This window comes from Acinetobacter sp. ANC 4636 (assembly GCF_054454555.1).
Genome location: NZ_JBTKVD010000013.1, coordinates 43,837 through 61,204 on the forward strand (window position 1 = coordinate 43,837; position 17,368 = coordinate 61,204).

Annotated in this window: 19 protein-coding genes; 1 reads left to right on the forward strand and 18 read right to left on the reverse strand. The window is 42.2% G+C overall.

Translation table 11 applies throughout. The annotated features are described in order from the left end of the window. Positions 1–15: 15 nt before the first annotated feature. The 18 genes from ACX1N5_RS13145 to msrB all read right to left on the reverse strand — a co-directional run bounded on the left by ACX1N5_RS13145 (position 16) and on the right by msrB (position 15,435). The gene (locus ACX1N5_RS13145) at positions 16–1,689 is read right to left on the reverse strand and encodes a sigma 54-interacting transcriptional regulator (RefSeq protein WP_458802621.1); all 1,674 of its coding nucleotides are present in this window, start codon (positions 1,687–1,689) and stop codon (positions 16–18) included. Between the two features lie 268 nt (positions 1,690–1,957). Continuing rightward, positions 1,958–2,989, reverse strand: a complete 1,032-nt coding sequence (dmpG, locus tag ACX1N5_RS13150; RefSeq protein ID WP_458802623.1) for a 4-hydroxy-2-oxovalerate aldolase — start codon at positions 2,987–2,989, stop codon at positions 1,958–1,960. Between the two features lie 3 nt (positions 2,990–2,992). Further along, the gene (locus ACX1N5_RS13155; RefSeq protein WP_458802625.1) at positions 2,993–3,949 is read right to left on the reverse strand and encodes an acetaldehyde dehydrogenase (acetylating); all 957 of its coding nucleotides are present in this window, start codon (positions 3,947–3,949) and stop codon (positions 2,993–2,995) included. 11 nt (positions 3,950–3,960) lie between these two features. Then, on the reverse strand, positions 3,961–4,758 hold the full coding sequence (locus tag ACX1N5_RS13160; protein WP_458802665.1) for a 2-keto-4-pentenoate hydratase: 798 nt from the start codon (positions 4,756–4,758) through the stop codon (positions 3,961–3,963). A gap of 7 nt (positions 4,759–4,765) precedes the next feature. After that, positions 4,766–5,638, reverse strand: a complete 873-nt coding sequence (locus tag ACX1N5_RS13165; protein WP_458802627.1) for a SphA family protein — start codon at positions 5,636–5,638, stop codon at positions 4,766–4,768. Between the two features lie 61 nt (positions 5,639–5,699). Next, the gene (locus tag ACX1N5_RS13170) at positions 5,700–6,533 is read right to left on the reverse strand and encodes an alpha/beta fold hydrolase (protein WP_458802628.1); all 834 of its coding nucleotides are present in this window, start codon (positions 6,531–6,533) and stop codon (positions 5,700–5,702) included. Between the two features lie 37 nt (positions 6,534–6,570). Further along, positions 6,571–7,491: a catechol 2,3-dioxygenase gene (locus ACX1N5_RS13175; protein WP_458802630.1), complete on the reverse strand. Its 921-nt coding sequence runs from the start codon at positions 7,489–7,491 to the stop codon at positions 6,571–6,573. An 11-nt stretch (positions 7,492–7,502) separates the two neighbouring features. After that, a complete protein-coding gene (locus ACX1N5_RS13180; protein ID WP_131389871.1) occupies positions 7,503–7,811 on the reverse strand; it encodes a 2Fe-2S iron-sulfur cluster-binding protein in 309 nt (102 codons plus the stop codon). Between the two features lie 15 nt (positions 7,812–7,826). Further along, positions 7,827–8,888 carry a 2Fe-2S iron-sulfur cluster-binding protein gene (locus ACX1N5_RS13185; RefSeq protein WP_458802632.1) on the reverse strand — a complete coding sequence of 354 codons (1,062 nt, stop codon included), beginning with the start codon at positions 8,886–8,888 and terminating at the stop codon, positions 7,827–7,829. An 11-nt stretch (positions 8,889–8,899) separates the two neighbouring features. Beyond that, positions 8,900–9,250 carry a phenol hydroxylase subunit P4 gene (locus ACX1N5_RS13190; protein WP_458802634.1) on the reverse strand — a complete coding sequence of 117 codons (351 nt, stop codon included), beginning with the start codon at positions 9,248–9,250 and terminating at the stop codon, positions 8,900–8,902. A gap of 81 nt (positions 9,251–9,331) precedes the next feature. Further along, complete coding sequence (locus ACX1N5_RS13195; RefSeq protein ID WP_458802636.1) at positions 9,332–10,861, reverse strand: aromatic/alkene/methane monooxygenase hydroxylase/oxygenase subunit alpha; 1,530 nt, start codon at positions 10,859–10,861, stop codon at positions 9,332–9,334. Between the two features lie 58 nt (positions 10,862–10,919). Beyond that, a complete protein-coding gene (locus ACX1N5_RS13200) occupies positions 10,920–11,192 on the reverse strand; it encodes an MmoB/DmpM family protein (RefSeq protein ID WP_004752315.1) in 273 nt (90 codons plus the stop codon). Next, positions 11,189–12,193, reverse strand: a complete 1,005-nt coding sequence (locus ACX1N5_RS13205) for an aromatic/alkene monooxygenase hydroxylase subunit beta (protein WP_458802638.1) — start codon at positions 12,191–12,193, stop codon at positions 11,189–11,191. The genes ACX1N5_RS13200 and ACX1N5_RS13205 overlap by 4 nt, the downstream gene beginning before the upstream one ends. A 30-nt stretch (positions 12,194–12,223) precedes the next feature. After that, complete coding sequence (locus ACX1N5_RS13210) at positions 12,224–12,472, reverse strand: phenol hydroxylase subunit (RefSeq protein ID WP_004752319.1); 249 nt, start codon at positions 12,470–12,472, stop codon at positions 12,224–12,226. Between the two features lie 554 nt (positions 12,473–13,026). Continuing rightward, entirely contained in the window at positions 13,027–13,644 is a 618-nt protein-coding gene (locus tag ACX1N5_RS13215; RefSeq protein ID WP_458802640.1) for a LysE family translocator, read from the reverse strand. A gap of 51 nt (positions 13,645–13,695) precedes the next feature. Further along, positions 13,696–14,544: a helix-turn-helix transcriptional regulator gene (locus ACX1N5_RS13220; RefSeq protein ID WP_458802667.1), complete on the reverse strand. Its 849-nt coding sequence runs from the start codon at positions 14,542–14,544 to the stop codon at positions 13,696–13,698. After that, complete coding sequence (locus tag ACX1N5_RS13225) at positions 14,522–15,019, reverse strand: glutathione peroxidase (protein WP_004752327.1); 498 nt, start codon at positions 15,017–15,019, stop codon at positions 14,522–14,524. The genes ACX1N5_RS13220 and ACX1N5_RS13225 overlap by 23 nt, the downstream gene beginning before the upstream one ends. Then, positions 15,016–15,435, reverse strand: a complete 420-nt coding sequence (gene msrB / locus ACX1N5_RS13230; RefSeq protein ID WP_004752329.1) for a peptide-methionine (R)-S-oxide reductase MsrB — start codon at positions 15,433–15,435, stop codon at positions 15,016–15,018. Before msrB ends, ACX1N5_RS13225 begins: the two co-directional genes overlap by 4 nt. A 229-nt stretch (positions 15,436–15,664) precedes the next feature. Here msrB and ACX1N5_RS13235 point away from each other — a divergent pair, with 229 nt between their 5' ends. Beyond that, positions 15,665–17,095 carry a pyridoxal phosphate-dependent aminotransferase gene (locus ACX1N5_RS13235; protein ID WP_458802643.1) on the forward strand — a complete coding sequence of 477 codons (1,431 nt, stop codon included), beginning with the start codon at positions 15,665–15,667 and terminating at the stop codon, positions 17,093–17,095. Positions 17,096–17,368: the final 273 nt, after the last annotated feature.

The following is a 17,368-nucleotide window of genomic DNA, read 5'->3' on the forward strand; positions in this document are numbered from 1 at the left end:
AGCTCTTAAAATTTTTTACTGTATATCCGTCAGTTTCTTTTTCTTATAACCAATTTGCGCTCGGGTTATGCCCAAAGTACGAGCAGCTGCACATAAGTTTCCTTCAGAACGTTTTATCGCAGCATCAACCAGAATAGATTCCACATCTTCCAAAGTAATTGATTCATTAAAAAAATGGTCTATAAATAAATCCACGGCTTGGCTATTTGATTTATTTTCAACTTTGCCAGTCGTATTTAATACTCTATTTTGTTCTTTATCAGCAAAATTGAGGCTAAATGAAAATAATGTGGATGCATCTATAAGTTCATCCTGACCCGTGAGAATCATGCCGCGTTCAATCACATTTTCTAATTCTCTGACATTCCCTGGCCACTTGTAATTTAGCATCATATCAATTGCTTTATCTGTAAAACCTTTGATTCTTTTACCTTCTCGAGCTGTAAATTTTTCTACAAAACGCTGTGCAAGAATTAAAATATCTTCTTTGCGTTCACGTAAAGGTGGAATAAATACAGGAAAAATATTAAGACGATAATATAAATCTTTACGAAAAGTCCCCTTCTCTACAGCCTCAGCCAAATCAACATTAGTTGCCGCAATGACCCGTACATTCACTTTACGTGTTGTGGTATCACCTAAGCGATCAATCTCACCAGATTGTAAAGCTCTTAATAACCGAGTTTGTGCGCTTAAGCTTAATTCACCGATCTCATCTAAAAACAATGTGCCGCCATCAGCGCGCTCAAAACGCCCAGCACGTGAACTCTGCGCTCCCGTATAAGCGCCTTTTTCTATGCCAAATAACTCTGACTCAATTAAGTCATTCGGCAATGCACCACAATTTACAGCAATAAATGCTTTATCTGCTCGTAGGCTAGCCTGATGAATTGCGCGAGCAAAAACATCTTTTCCCGCGCCCGTTTCACCCTGTAGCAATACAGTTGTTGATGTTTGTGCAGCCTTTTCTGCCAACTGCCATGTCTGTTTAAAACGCACAGATTTACCCACCATATCGGCGGGAACTAAACGTTCAGTTAAAGACGCTCTGAGATCATCTACCTGATGTTGCAACGATAATAATTGTTCAAAGATAGAATCGGTTTGATAATATTTTAGGTCATTCTCAAAATCATCCCACTCTTCAATTGGCTTGCCAATAAAGTTACAACTGGCTCTTGAGCAGGAAATTTCTTTATGCAAAATGAATTTTCCCATAATTGCACTCACATAGCCTGTTGCATGACCAACCTCAGTCCAGCAGACAGGGTCTTCATTTACACCATATAAATTATGATGGATATAACTTTCAATCGAGTTTTCCCAAGTACCGTCCAGGAAATATTGACCTTTTTGAATATCAATCTTCACCTGATTAAAAGTTACCTTTACAATTCCCTCTAGAGAGTGAAATAAGGGACCTTTTTCTAATAGCTCAAGGTCAGATAAGTTTTTATAGGTTTTACGTACAATTTCTGCGTCTCGTACACCCGATGCATAACCGAACCGCGTGAAAATTCCTCGTGCACGATCAAATCCAACAGAATCAATTAACTCTTTACGTAATGTAGCCATTGCAGATGAATGCATCAGCATCATCCGCTCTTCATCGAGCCATATTTGTCCAGTTTTAAAAGAAAATCCTAAACGAGAAGCAACTTCCTGTATTCCCAACAAATCCCGATCCATGAGATCTTTCCTCTATCTATTCGTCTAATCATCTAAATAAATGAGTAGCAGCCGACCATCAGCAATATTTTAAATTTTTAGCTCTCAGACTAGAGTATCTCGTTCTTTCATTTCAAAGTGAAGAATTTTTCTTTTAGATTTAGAAATTGTTTAGTTTTTAATAAAAATCTTTTGAAATAATAGATTTAGTTTTTATAAATTCGGTTTAATCCCTACTCAAAAATCGTTTTGAAGTAGGGATGAATAGATTTAATGCTATACCTCTGTATTAAGACGCAGCTTTGACTTGATTTAACATGTCTAAGGCAACATCAACAATCATGTCTTCTTGCCCACCGACCATGCGGCGTTTACCCAGCTCAACCAAGATATCGAAAGCAGAAATGCCATATTTTGCAGCCGCAGCTTCAGTATGGCGTAAAAAGCTCGAATAAACTCCAGCATAGCCCAAAGCCAGTGTTTCACGATCGACTCGTACTGCGCGCTCTTGTAACGGACGTACAATATCTTCAGCAGCATCAATCAGTTTTTTTACATCACAGCCATGCTTGAGTCCCATGCGGTCTGCTGCTGCAATAAAGACTTCGAGTGGGGCATTACCTGCACCTGCTCCCATGCCAGTGAGACTGGCATCAATCCGGTCACAACCATGCTCTAGCGCGACCAAGCTGTTTGCTACACCTAAACTTAAATTATGATGGGCATGCATACCGGTTTCCGTTGCAGGATCAAGCCTGTCTTTAAGTGCTTTAAAACGTTCGGCAATATCATACATATTCATGGCACCGCCTGAGTCGACCACATAGACACACTGGGCACCGTAACTTTCCATCAGTTTGCCCTGTTCAGCAAGCTGTTGTGGCGTAGTCATATGACTCATCATTAGGAAACCCACTGTATTCATGCCTAACTTGCGGGCATATTCAATATGCTGTTTAGAAACATCAGCTTCTGTACAATGGGTCGCCACTCGGACAATACGTGCACCTGCATCATATGCAGATTTTAAATCATGTACAGTCCCGATCCCGGGTAGCAGCAAGGTCGCAACCTGAGCATGTTTCAACTGACTGGAAACTGCTTCGATCCATTCCAGATCGCTATGCGCACCAAAACCATAATTGAAACTTGAGCCTCGTAGACCATCACCATGAGCCACCTCAATGCTATCCACTCCAGCCGCATCTAAAGCACGTGCAATGGTTTTCACTTGTTCTAGGCTATATTGATGGCGAACCGCATGCATTCCATCGCGTAATGTAACATCCGAAACGTATATTTTCTTTTTATAATCAAACATCTGTTAGATCTCCATAGCTGTTTTTGCTAAGATTTTAATTTCAGCAATCTGCTCTGCTGCTGCCAAAGCTGCGCTGGTCATAATGTCCAGATTACCCGCATAAGCAGGTAAATAATGAGCCGCACCTTCTACTTCCAGAAAAATCGACACCTTTAAACCTGATTTCTTTCCAAGATCAGGAATATGAACTGCATGATCCTGAGTGAGAAGTTCAAACTGCACATCCTGTTTTAAACGGTAACCTGGCACATAACGTTGTACTTTGTGTGCCATCTGCTCTACAGATTGACGAATCGTCTGTTGGTTCGCCTGTTCATCCACCAGACAGTAAACCGTGTCACGCATAATTAAAGGTGGCTCCGCAGGATTCAGAACAATAATCGCCTTGCCTTTTTTCGCCCCGCCAACCTGCTCAATTGCGGTAGACGTTGTTTCGGTAAACTCATCAATATTGGCGCGTGTACCTGGTCCTGCGGACTTACTGGCAATCGAAGCCACAATTTCTGCATAATGCACTTGTGCGACTTGAGATACGGCATACACCATTGGAATTGTGGCCTGTCCACCACAAGTCACCATGTTGATATTCGGCGCATCCAGATGCTCTTCCAGATTGACCACTGGAATGACATAAGGCCCAATCGCAGCAGGCGTGAGGTCAATAACCTGTATGCCATACTGTTGTAAAATGGCATTATGTTTTGAATGGGCATTTGCTGAAGTTGCGTCAAAAGCAATCCGGATATCTGCAAAATTCGGGAGGTTAACAAGACCTTCAATCCCGTCGGCAGTAATTTCTACACCCAAACGTGCTGCACGCGCCAAACCATCAGATGCAGGGTCAATTCCGACCATTGCTGCAACTTTAAGATGTTTGGAATAACGCATAATTTTAATCATGAGGTCGGTGCCGATATTTCCAGACCCAATAATAGCCACGGCAATTTTTTGTTGTTTCATATTCAAGTCTCTTATTGGGTAAAATGGATGCGAACTTGGCCCAAGCCTTCAACAATCGCATGATAGGTTGCACCCGCTTTTGCAGGCACCATTGGCCCAAGCGCACCTGTGAGTACGATATCTCCAGCACGTAAAGGTGTGCCAAGTTCTACCATTCGATCAGCCAACCAACAGGCCGCAATCAATGGATTACCCAGACACGCTTTGCCTTGCCCATGTGAAATCGGAATATCATTTTCAAATAACTGCATATTGCAGTTAATTAAATCTAATTCACTTAAGGGCTTAGGCTGACTGCCCAAAACAAACAAACCACAGGATGCGTTATCGGCAATCGTATCGACCAAAGAAATGTCCCAGTTTTGAATTCGGCTATCGACAATTTCTAAAGCAGCCACTGCATAATCGGTAGCACTTAGAATATCAGCCAGAGTGTGTTGCTGATGCGTCAGATCCTGTTTGAGGACTAATGCGATTTCTGCTTCGATTTTGGGCTGTAATAAGTTCTGGATCTGAATTTCATCATTATCTGCATAGGCCATGTGTGCAAAAAGGCAGCCATAATCTGGCGAATCGACACCCAGCTGTTGCTGAACACTGCGTGATGTCAGGCCAATTTTACGCCCGACGATACGTGCACCCTGACTCAACTGCTGCTGAATGTTATGTTGCTGAATCGCATATGCCAGTTGAATACGATCGTCTCCTTGCAGCGTTGAAGATTCACGTAAAGGGGGGCAGGTCAGCATATTTTGAGCAGCTAAACGTAGCTGTTCGGCATGAGAATGAATAGTAGCTTGTTGCATAATAGGTTTCCTAAAAAGTCCAGACGAGTTTTAACCAAGTGCTGTCGCCTTCCGGGCGGTTTTCTACATTCGTTTCTTTTAAGTATTTAGCTTCAATTGACCAGCCTTTCTGCTGATAATGAATCGCTGGACCATAAGCAAGGCTTTGACCTTTAAATGCGATCTTTTCACCATTCACTTCATCACTACTTAGCTGCTTAAATGCATACCCTTCAACGCCTAGCGTTAAACTGGGATAAAATTGATAACCAATTGCATAGTCAGCCGCAAAATAATTACCTGACTGATAATGCGTGTCTTTATTTTCACTATTTATACTGTAAGAAATTTTGGTCGAAATATCCCAACCTTGAGGTTGATGGTAGGTGTAGGCTAAAATCGGGCGTACGGTATAGTAATTTTTGCCGATATTTGCCATGCGACTGGCTTTATAATCTCCTGTAGGAAAAACTCCTTCTATTGCAGCCGCCCAATGTTGATTGCCCTGATGCCAACCCAGCATCGGTGCAAAAATAAAGTCTCCTAACCCTGCCTCACTCGCCTTCTGACCATTAATTTTCAAATCTACATTAACTAGAGGCTGTACTGCATAAAACCCAAGTTGCCCGTCAAAAACTTTTTGTTCTGTCATCCAGACGAAACGGGGCACTACAGCATTTGCTTCAAGATTAAAGTTCGGAATGATGCTTTGCCCTTTTGAACCTACAAACTCTGAAGCCTGATAATGCTGATAGTAAGACAGCAAATACAGCCCTGGTGGTGGCAATGCGCCTGCGAGTACACCTTCTGCGCCTAAAGCGAAAGTATCAGTCCCGTTTTCTGTCGCGTTTACTACACTAGAAAAAAGTGCCAGCCCACTCGCTAAAATGAGTTTTTTATTCATGTCACATCCTTTATGTTGTCATGGTTGGTCTAAGGCGATCCTGCCTTAGACCAAAAGCCGCTTATTCTTCGTTGAAGAAATCGCTGACTAATCGATTAAAACGGGCATTGTGTTCAATTTGCGCCCAATGACCGCATTGACCAAAGACATGCAGTTGAGAACGTGGAATGAGTTTTAATAATGTCAATGATGTTTGTAATGGAATGACCTGATCATCGCGCCCATGAATAATGAGAGTTGGCTGTTGCAACGACTCAATCAGTTCTGCTGGGCTTTCCAAAGCATCGACCCAACGTTGACGCGGTGCAGGGAACATGGCAGAAAATGACTCCTGAAAACCTGGACGAATACTGGCTTGATAACGCAACTCTGCGAGTTCATCAGTGATCAGTTCACGACTATAGGCAAAAACATCCATCAACTTGCGCATATTCTGGAAAGAAGGCTCATAACCCCAAACATTATCCAGACCTCGAGTGATCTGGAATGGCACACCCACACTACCCATCAATACCAGGCGTCGCACCCGTTCCGGATAAGCGATCGTAAATGCCAGCGCGATACTGCCACCAAATGAATTTCCGACCAGATCGACCTGATCAATATCCAGTGCATCCAGCAGGTCTTTGACCTGTTGAACCCAGACCGCCTTGTTATAGCTCACGCCATCAGGACGTTCGGTATAACCAAAACCGAGCATATCTGGCGCAATAACACGTGCCTGTTTGGACAATTCAGGCATCACCAGACGCCAGTTGGCCCATGCTGTCACTCCAGGACCTGAACCATGCACCATCAGGATGGTGCGTTCGCCACTGCCCATATCATGGTAATTTGTTGAAAAGCCACCAGTTAAAATCGAATTAGCAATTTCCGGATTTACACTTACATTCATTTTCTATCTTCCTGATTCATTATTTCTGCGGTTGTTTTTAGGTCATGACGTTAAAGAACGTTTCATTCAGCTTGCGCTCATGAAAGAAAATCGCTTTAGGCAGTTCATCTGCTGTCCATGTCAACGCGGGACGATCGGAATACCAGATATATCCGCCACTAAAGACTTCATTGCGATTACCTGACGGATCAAAGAAATACAGCGTTTCACCACGGGTAATACCGTGACGGGTTGGGCCAATTTCATGTGGCACATCATGATTGGCAATGGTGTCAGCAGCAGATAGCACTTGTGCCCAGGAATCAACAAAGAAAGACATGTGATGGATCTTGCCTTTGTCTGGTGTGAAGATAAAAGCCACATCATGCGGCTTATTACTGCAGGACAAAAATGCAGCCATCATGGTATCGCCATCTACCACCTGTTCAGTCAGGTCAAAGCCCAATACTTCGGTAAATAGACGATAGCTGCCAGCGACGTCATCGCCCATTAAGGCACAGTGATCAAGTCGGCTTGGGTGAATTCCTTTCAGGTTCTGCGCCTGAACACCAGGATTGGTGGTTGGCATGCCATTACCGTAGATTTCTTTATTCGCATAAAGTTCAATCACATGGCCAGTTGGCGTGATAAAACGGGCACGCTCTCCAGTTGCCAGATTTTCACCTGCTGGCCGCCATTCAATACTGACGCCATAATCCTGCAATGCCTGAGCTAAGCGTTTTAATTCGGCTTCATTCACAACCTTAAAAGCCATGCATTCCAGCCCAGGGCTTTCTGCTTCACGCAAAATCAGCGAATAGTGATCATGCTCATCCCAGGCTTTTAAATAAACGCGTCCCTGATCATCCCGTGCTGTTTCAATCAAACCCAGTACATTGGCGTAATGATTGACTGCATCTTGCAAGTCCAACACACGAAGTTCTACATGACCTGGACGTGAAACTGATTTTTTGCTCATTGTGTTCTTCCCTATTGTGTATTTCCATTTTTTGTACTGTTTTTAAGCCCCAGAAAGGTGACATCCAAATCACTTTCTGGGTAAATACGGCAAGCCAAGGCAATTCCTGTCTGTTGCTCAAGTTCACTCACCTGTTCACGGCTCATGCGCTTGCATTGGTAATTGCCTTGCAGAACCTGCACGCGGCAGATGCCACACCCACCGCCACGGCACCCCACTGGAATGCCTTTACGTGCCAGACTTTTCATGCCATCCAGCAAACTCAGACCGGAATGGCAGTGAAACTGTTCATCACTGCTGTGTAATCGAATCAGGTGCATTGCTCAGCTCCTTATTCAAATATTCCTGAATAGTGGGCTGCGCGTTGCCTGATTGGCAGCATCGGCAGCGCTCAGGAATTTTTCCATGTGAATATCACGTTCATATAAACGGCCACGCATCAGACTGCGGATTGATGCTTCAATCATGGGTGGCGGCCCACACAAATAAGCTTTGTGATCGCGGAAATCTTCGTTAAAAGCGCGCCCAGCAGCTTCATGGACAAAACCACGCTCACCCTGCCAATCACTGCCGTCAGTTTCATCGGAAAGCACCGGAATGTAACGAAATTGTGGATACCGATTTTCAAGCTCAGTGAAAAAGTCGTAGTAATACAATTCGGCAAAATTTCGCGCGCCTTGCAGCAGGGTAATCTTGCGTTGATCACCCGCTTCCAGCAGTTCCAGAATCATGGATTTCGGGCTGGACAGTCCTGAACCACCAGCAATAAAAATGACGGGCTTCGGGTCAGAATGACGCAGATAGAAACGTCCCAGTGGCCCGCTGAATTTAAGTGTCTGACCAACACTCAAGTCATCATGTAGCCAACCTGTTCCAACACCGCCCGGCACTTTACGCACATTCAATTCAATCAAGTTTGCTTGCGATGGCGCACTGGCAATTGAAAAGGCACGTGGTTCGGGCAAGCCAGGAATATATAAGTTGATATATTGACCCGCCTGAAAATCCACATCTTCTGCAACCCGCAAGAAGATGCCACGAATGGTCGGCGTCAGTTCCACAATTGACTCAACAGTTGCCTCAAAGTCACGCAGTGGAATGGCTCTGGCATCTGGGTCTTCGTCCATTTCCACTTCAATGGTTAGATCAGACTGTGGAATCGCACAGCATGCTAAAGCTTTACCTTCCGCACGCTCCATATCCATGAGGGCAAATGGAGAAGCCTCACCCAAATCCACCTCACCTTCCACCACATCCACTTTACAGGTGGCACACAGACCATGCCCGCAGGCATGTGGCAACCACACACCTGCACGTAAGGCAGCATCCAAAATGGTTTGACCTTCTTCCACTTCAATGACTTGACCTAAAGGCTCAATCGTTACTTCATAGCTCATCAGATTTCTCCTTAAATTCCGTTTAAATCAGGAGTGCGCAAACGCAGATAGCTTTTATGGTTAATGCCCAGATTTTCAAAAGTTGAATCTTGATCGTAAGTTAAGGTTTGTCCTTCAAAGAACCACTGCACATTTAACCAGTCAATTTTTGCCCAATCCGGATGGCTGGCAAACACGGTCTGCCCCATGACCTGCTCAATAAAATCACTGAAATGCTGATGAGCATCGACTAAAATGGCAATCGGGGCGCTGATGCTAAGATGACCAAGCCATTCAATAAACAACACTTGCTGACCGTTAAACTGGTCTTTGGCATCACGTACGACACCGACATAATTTGGCTTTAAAGCAACTACAGACATAAAACTCTCCTTTGGCGATGTCTATTCCTTGACATCACCCTATTGTTATTGGATCTAGAGATTGGCGATTAAATCGGTTGACTATGAACCGTTCTGTTTCCATTTCGCCCAGTTGGCAGCATCAGGTGATGTTTCATAAGCACCGGAATCTACCCCCGGCTCGACATATGACCAGCGCACCACATCTTCAATTCCTGGTCCACCTGCTTTACCTTTGAGGATTTGCTGTACTGGCAACCATGCCTGTACATATTTTTCTGGTTCATTATCAAAAATATCTTTACAGCCATCCGAGCAGAATTGATATTTTTCATCTTTATAGATACTTTCACGCTGACGACGAGTAAGCGGATCATCCACTTCAGTAAAGATCATTGGAATCTGACAGGTTTGGCATAAACAAGGCAAACTGGTGTTGTACCAACGTTTTCCGGCATCTTCCTGCTGTTTCCAGTGTTCAAAACGTGGCTTATAGATTGCATCAAAACTGTTTGGATATTCTTTCGATAACCAAGCCTGTTCTTCTTCGGTTGGCAACCAGGCATGCAAGCCAGTTCCCCAGCAGTATTGATAGAACATGGCCCAAGCCTGATGGGTAATATGGTCTTTTTCCTTGACTGAATCTTCCCAGTATTTCGGCTTGCGAATGCCGTAACGCTCAAGGTCAGCAAATAATGCACCGCCACTTTGCTCGAAATAGATTTCCCAGCCTTCACGCCAAGACATGATTTTCTTCGGCAGCATGTAATCCATCATCATGCCCACCAAAGTCAACAAGCGGTAACCACGCCAGAACCATTTATCAATCCATTTCTGTACGATTGGTACGTTATCTGGATCTTGTTCCAACAAGAATTTAATCACTTCTAGGCCCAGCGTCATATGACGGGCTTCATCAGATTGCGCCGAGAAACCAAAGGTCACTGTAGCCATATCACCATTAAAAGCAGCACCAGACATAAATGGCATAAACAGCAAATTGGTCAGCACATACTCAAAGGAAAAGGAAATTGACACCAGATATTCAAATGGACCTGCGGTCATGGCATCGTTAATAAATGACTTCGGTACAGACAGATACCACAAGCGGTCAAAATTCTGTGGCCAAGAGTGGAAACCATTAAAATAACGGTTGTAATGACTTAAGGTATGCACCTGGGTTTGGCAATGACGTAATTCATCAATCGCCTGCATCTGGCAAGCAACACGCGAACCTACACCGCGTAACTGGCGTCCTGCCATGGCAAAGCCACGATGAGCATTGTATTCAATGGGTGTTACGCCCGTTAAAAACAGTTTAATGGCATTGATATAACGTGCATCAGTCACATTTAAATGACCATTATTTTGCGAGAAGGCATCAATAATGGCATACAGTTTGCGCTCTTTTTCTGCCTGATATTTCCAGTAAGCATCCATGGTCAAACGGAACGGGTCTTCCCATTTATCCCAGTCATGAATTTTGATGCCTTCGAATTTGTCATAAGGAAACACCTCGTCCATATCGACATAACTGGTTTCCCAACCCAAACCACGTGTCATCAATCCATATTTATCTTTAAGACTTAATTTTCGTGTGGTATCTGTTACTTTGTTAGCTTGCACATTCATGTGACAACTCCATTTTTATTTATTGCTATCCATACGTGATTGTTGGTGTTCTGACGGTTTATCTGAACCAGCCCACGGTAAAACTGTCCTCAGTTTCTTCAATATTTCCGGAAATACTAATCAGGTTGATATGAATTTCCTGCAAGTCCCAAGCACGTCCCAACAACTCTTCCACTGAATCCCGACGAATGACCAGTTGTCCTGGAGCATCAATTTTCACCATCGCAGGGAAATATTCGATTTTGGCCTGTGGGTTATCCTGTTCAATCGCTTCAATAATTGGGCGGGTGTCGTCATTGGTTTGAAAAGCCATAAATACATTGGTGCTCATGCTGCAACCTCCACCAGATTCAGTCCGATTTTGCTTAGACGTTTAGCGAAAAGATCATCTAACAATTCAAGATCAGTTTCGTCACCATCGAAGGCTTGCAGTAAAGCCAATACTGCGCTACGTGCCTGCCCATGCCAGTTCGCAATCCAGTTTATAAGCTGTTGACGGTTGTGTTCCGATTCTGCAGCAGTGGTTTTCAGTACTGAATTCACCCAAGGCTGTGTTTCTTCAAACCATTCATTCATAAAAGCAGTGAGCAGGCTAATTGCCGCAGCACCATGTGCCACCAAGTCACGGTCAACAATCAATTTAACCAACGGATAGAAATAACCATCAAAAACCAGATTTTGTGCAATAAACAGTTCATACCAGTCTTTTACAACAAACATCTGTTCCATACTTTGACGTAGCGGTTGCCAGTATGCACAACCTAGCCAGTCCTGCTTGGCCTGTTCTAAAGATGTGCCTTGATTGCCATCTAGCAATAAACCAATTCGGCTCAAATACTGGGCTGAACCTAAACGGTCCATGGTGGCAAACATGGTGGCATTGGTGAGCGTTGCACCGTAGGCATAGCCAGTAATAAAACTGTTGTTCATATTGGCACCCCACTCATAGTGACGTAGCGGCAATAACAGTTTTTCTGCTTTTTCCAATAAAGCTGCCGGAATGTTGCCTAGCAGGTGATTTTTTTCCACAAACGTAAAATTACTTTCTAGCACTTCCTGCTGGCGCGCACGTGTTTGGGTATAGCTACCGTAATACAGTTGGCGTGGATCTTTCAGTACATACCAGTCTTGCATTTTGATCACGGTACGTGCGGTATCAAAAATTTCATGTTCTGGTTGCCATAACGGACGATAGTGAAAATTAATTTCTTCCTGAATATCGTAGCTGGCTTCCTGATAACGCGAAGCGACTTTATCGCCAAAACGCTTCTCAACATATTTATAGGTATTTCGAATGGGTTTTACATTCGAGGTTTTAATATCAATTTGCATGCAAGATCTCCCTGATCATTTACATTTGTTTTATTCATTAATTCCAGGCAATCCAAAGCGCCATTTCATCCGTTCATATTCAAGCTGTGCAATTTCATCATGACTCAGGTTTTTCACCTGATGCCGCTGACAAAACTCCTCAAAGGCAGCAAAAGGCATAATCATTTCCACTGCAAGCTCCGGATCACCAATTGAAAACTCGAACTCGACAAAGCGATCTCGTTGTGTTCCGGTAATATGTACATAGCACTGGGACTCTTCCTGATTGAGTAGTGGCATAACTGCATCCTCACCTTTCCCTGCTTAATAGTTTGCAAAGGCTATGCCAACTTATAAATATTATTATTTATCATATACTTGTTATTATTTTTGAATATTTATGAGTTTTATTTCTTTATAAAATTATCAAGTTCATCTTTGGACTTGCGAAAATTCTTAAGTCAAACCTATAAATTAAAAAATATTAGAATAAATAATGTACTACCAATCACTAAACATAAGTGTTACTCGGTAATTAGGGGAGCTAGTGCGATTAACCAAATAGATCACTATAAGAGTGATGTAGAATTGCTTAAAAAATAAACATATTTAAATTAGTTTTTAAAGTTTAAAAAATTTTTTTAACTCTTTTTCATTTGTATATTTTTCAATGGTACGCACTCTACTCACAGATGATATTTGGCAACAAATTCAATCTACAATGCGGTTTCATGGTTGTTATTATTCAAAAAACAGTAGGAATATTATGAAAATGACGTACAGGTGCTACATGCGTGATATTCCTGAAGCGTTTTGTCCTCTTGCAACTGGCACGCATGGATTAACGATTGATTTTAAATAAACAGTAGCACTACAGCAAAAATAGAAAAACAGATGCCTGATAGATAATAAATATGTGGCGTATAACGCTGTAGATATTGCAACCATTGCGGTTGGGTCAGCCATGTCACCACACTTATATTCCAGATCAAAACCACCATCACCATCCAGATACTTACGGAAATTTTATAAACAACACTGGTCTGCTGTGGGAGTAAAATCATTAAGCTACTATAAAACATCCAGTTTTTAGGATTGAGTAAACTTGATTGCAGCCCCATTCCAAGCAAAGATCGCCAACTCACCTCAACACTCATCTGCTGATGTGCTGGCTGTTCTAACTTCAAATGATGGTGAGCGTAGCGAATACAGATACCCGAAAGATAAAACAAATACAGCGCTCCCACATAGCGTAATCCGAACAAGAAATCCGAACTCAACTGCCCAAGAGTACTAAGTAGTAATATCAACACCCCAAGAATGAAAGCATTTCCCAATGCAATCCCCCAAGCAACTCGATAAGCTACCCGATGTGAATAACGCAGTAATGTCATTAATAAAAGGAAAAAATCGGGACCTGGAGAAAGCAAAGCAAGAAAATGCGTAACAGCAATAACAACAAAAAAATTCATAGCACACTCAAATACTGACGTGGCTTAAGCTTATGAAACTACTGAACAATTTTATTGTACAAAAGTGCGAGAAAAACCTTGCTGATACTGTTTCGGAGTCACACCAGCATGTGCCTTAAAGACTTTATGAAAGTGGCTCTGATCACTAAAACCCAGATCGGTTGCGAGTGTACTAATTTTCGCACCTGTTTTTAATGCTTGGCGAGCTTGATGAATTTTAAGATTAATCTGAAACAAATGCGGGGTTAAACCGAGATTAGCTTTAAATAAGCGAATGACCACATAACGACTCACACCAATCTTCTCTGCAAGTTGCTGTAAAGATAAAAAACCTTGTGCATTTTGGCAAAGGGTTATCAGCATTTGTAAATGTTGATGAAAATAAGCATGTTGAGGTAATTGCTGCCAGTCGATATATGGAAATAAGAGCTGTGTGAGGCACTCGATTAATACTTGTTCTTTTTCTGCAATTAATACATCTGGATCAAGCAAGGTCTGATTCATCTGACAAAAAGCTTGATAAGCTACAGAGTCATGTAGCACAAAAGGCTTAAGCTGCGGCATAGGAGTTTTTTCGAGCAATAAAAAATGCACTTCACTCGATAATTGTTCTAACCACGTTGCATCAACATGCAACATTTGGTAACTCCAGTGCTGATGCTGCACTGGATTACACGAATGCTCAATATGTGCAGGAATAACAACAAGGCTTCCTTGCTGAATTGTCACTTCATCGGTAAAAGCACTATAAAAAATACTTTGCCCTGCATCCACCGCACCAATTGACAACGTTGGATGGCTATGTGCCTTGTAGCAAATACGACTTTCACATGCCCGCCGTGTTTCCACATAAGGCGTGCGAGGATCTGACCAGAACTCAGGCAAATTGGGTAACAGCAAGTGCGCGTTCAATATCCTGCTCTAAGCTTTCAGGTTTGGTCGCTGGTGCATAGCGATTAAGCACCTCACCATTTCTCCCGATCAAGAATTTAGTGAAATTCCACTTAATGCTTTGACTACCTAAAATTCCCTTAGCTTCACGGGTGAGCAGGCGAAAAATCGCATGTGCTTCAGGGCCTTTTACATCGACTTTAGCAAACATTGGAAAACTGACACCATAATTACGCTTACAAAAGCTATCTATTTCTTCATTGCTTCCCGGATCTTGGCCACCAAACTGATTACATGGAAAGCCCAATACAACCAGGCCCTGATCCCGATACTTTTGATAAAGCTTTTCTAGGCCCGAAAACTGTGGAGTGAAACCACACTTACTGGCAGTATTGACGACCAGCAGCACCTTCCCTTCATAATCGGCCATAGACTGAATATGACCGTCTAGACGTTCTGCTTCAAATTGATAAATTTTAGTCATGGATAAGTTTCCTCATCGCCTTTTTCTTGTGTTTTTAGTTCCAGAGATGCCGAATTTACACAGTAACGTAGACCTGTTGGCTGTGGGCCATCTTCAAAAACATGCCCCAAATGTGCATCGCAGTGATGACACACAATTTCGACACGTACCATTCCGTGGCTCAAATCATCATGTTCTTCTATTGCAGTATTATTAATTGGTTTATAAAAACTTGGCCAACCACAACCACTGTCAAATTTGGCATCTGACTCAAATAATGGCGCGCCGCAACAACGACACACATAAGTTCCTGACTGTTTGGTATTCCAGTATTTCCCTGTAAATGGAGCTTCAGTGCCTGCTTGGCGTGTAATTCTATATTCTTCTGGCGATAACTCTCTTTGCCATTCTCTTGGTGTTTTATTCAATTTTCCCATGATTCTATCCCTGTCTATTTTGCTGTTTAAAATAGGATAATCCTATATTTACGTTATTCATTCTAAAATTTCTAGTCTTTAATTCACAAATTACAAAACATGTATAAACAATAAAAAAGCAAAAAGAAAGCAATTTTAACAATAAAGGTGAGCAATTTTATTTGGTAAGTGCTTTTCCGTAAGCAATATTAGTGTTACTCTTACAACCATTCTTGCTTAGGATTAAAAAATGTCGCAAAAAAAGAGCGTTATTTTTAAAAATCTACTGCCCGTGATTAAACAATATCAACAGGCAGGATTTACGCATGAAAAAATTGTTACATTACTTAGAGATCAACATGACCTTGACCTAGTAACAACTGAAACATTTAAAAGTTATTTATATCGTTATGCAAAAGTGAACCCCACTCCTTCCGAGACCATCAAAATGACGAACACCATCCAAACCCCACGTGAAATTAAAAAGTCATCAAAACTTGAGCATGTTTGCTATGACATTCGTGGACCAGTGTTACGAGCGGCGAATGAGATGGAAGAACAAGGGCATAAGATTATCAAGCTCAATATTGGCAACCCAGCCACGTTTGGCTTTGAAGCACCACAAGAAATTATTAACGATGTTGCTTTAAATTTACCGAATGCGATTGGTTATACAGACTCGCGCGGCATTTTCCCCGCACGTAAAGCTATTTGCCAGTATTATCAGCAAAAAGGCATTCTCAACATGCATGTCAATGACGTGTACATTGGTAATGGCGTATCTGAACTGATTGTCATGGCAATGCAAGGCTTGCTTGATGACGGCGATGAAATACTGGTTCCAATGCCAGACTATCCGCTTTGGACAGCCGCAGTCAATTTATCGGGCGGTACAGCAATTCACTATAAATGTGATGAGGAAAATAGCTGGTATCCAGATATTGCGGATATGGAAAGCAAAATCACCGCAAATACGCGCGGGATTGTAGTCATTAACCCAAACAACCCAACGGGTTCAGTTTATCCGCGCCATATTCTGGAACAGATTGTTGCCCTTGCAAAAAAATATGATCTAATTTTATTCGCAGATGAAATTTACGACAAAATCATTTATGACGGAATTGAACATGTTGCTTTAGCGTCTTTAGCAGGCAATCATCTGTGCATTTCCTTCAATGGATTATCTAAAGCTTATCGTATCGCAGGTTTCCGTGCAGGCTGGATGGCAATCACAGGTGACAAGTCTCGTGCAACCGACTATATCGAAGGTTTGGACATGCTGGCATCAATGCGTCTTTGTGCAAACCATCAGGCACAATATGCGATTCAAACTGCACTGGGTGGCTATCAGTCGATTAATGATTTGATTCGCCCAGGTGGTCGCCTGTATGAACAACGTAATATTGCATGGCAAATGCTCAACGAAATTCCTGGTGTGAGTTGTGTCAAACCTGAAGGTGCAATGTATTGCTTCCCTCGCCTTGACCCAACGGTATATCCAATTCAGGACGATGAAAAGTTAATGCTTGACCTGTTACGCGCTGAGAAAGTCTTACTGGTGCAAGGAACAGGTTTTAACTGGCCAACACCAGATCATTTCCGTGTTGTGTTCTTACCTGCAGAAAATGAACTGAGAGAAGCAATCACTCGAATGGGACGTTTCTTAGCTACTTTACGTTAAGTTAAATGATGCAATGAAAAAAGCAGCGGCTATTTTAGACGCTGCTTTTTTTTCATATGAAACCCAAGCCAATTTCTTCGAATATAAATCATAATTAATCAACATATTTATTCAATCAAAAGCCAAGAATAAAATAAATTATATATTTATCAAAAATATATAAAATAAAAATCGATTATTGTCTTTATTATTTCCCATGTTAAATTTTTACTATTTATTAAAATTTCTAATATTTTCCATGTTATAGGCAATAAATACTATGTAAAAAATGCA